General features: G+C 58.0%; 1 protein-coding gene. It reads left to right on the top strand.

The window, feature by feature from the left end; all coding sequences use genetic code 11:
• Window positions 1-938, top strand: a 938-nt coding sequence (locus CW267_RS29840; RefSeq protein ID WP_101148721.1) for an aspartate ammonia-lyase, incomplete at both ends; no start/stop codon positions are given.

Genomic DNA, 938 nt, shown 5'->3' with positions numbered 1-938 from the left:
CATACCAGAATTCGTGCGCGGCATGGTGATGGTGAAGAAAGCCGCCGCGCTGGCGAACAAGGAGCTGCAGACCATTCCCAAAAGCGCGGCAAATGCGATTATCGCCGCCTGTGACGAAGTCCTCAATAACGGCAAATGCATGGACCAGTTCCCGGTCGATGTCTTCCAGGGCGGGGCCGGCACCTCCGTAAACATGAACACCAACGAAGTCCTGGCGAACATCGGCCTCGAGCTGATGGGCCATCAGAAAGGCGAATACCAGTACCTGAACCCAAACGATCACGTCAACAAATGCCAGTCCACCAACGATGCCTACCCGACCGGATTCCGCATCGCGGTGTATGCCTCCATCCTGAAGTTAATCGATGCGATTAAACAGCTGGGCGAAGGCTTCCAGGCGAAAGCCGTGGAGTTCCAGGACATTCTCAAAATGGGCCGCACCCAGCTGCAGGACGCGGTGCCGATGACCCTCGGCCAGGAGTTCCATGCCTTCAATGTGCTGCTTAATGAAGAGACCAAAAGTATTCTGCGCACTGCGGAGCTGCTGCTGGAGGTGAACCTCGGCGCCACCGCCATCGGTACACGCCTCAACACCCCGGACGGCTATCAACAGCTGGCGGTGCAGAAGCTGGCGGAAGTGAGCAACTTACCGGTCGTTCCGGCGGAAGATCTGATTGAAGCCACCTCGGACTGCGGGGCGTACGTTATGGTTCACAGTTCGCTGAAACGCCTGGCGGTGAAACTGTCCAAGATCTGTAACGACCTGCGCCTGCTCTCTTCCGGTCCACGCGCAGGCCTCAACGAAATCAACCTGCCGGAGCTGCAGGCGGGTTCCTCTATTATGCCGGCGAAGGTTAACCCGGTAGTGCCGGAGGTGGTCAACCAGGTCTGCTTTAAAGTCATCGGCAACGACACCACGGTGACCATGGCCTCCGAAG

The organism is Klebsiella sp. X1-16S-Nf21 (assembly GCF_002837615.1).
In the GTDB taxonomy this organism is placed as follows: domain Bacteria; phylum Pseudomonadota; class Gammaproteobacteria; order Enterobacterales; family Enterobacteriaceae; genus Klebsiella; species Klebsiella variicola.
Note: the sequence above shows the minus strand (reverse complement) of the source record. Positions and strands in the feature narration are given on the sequence as shown.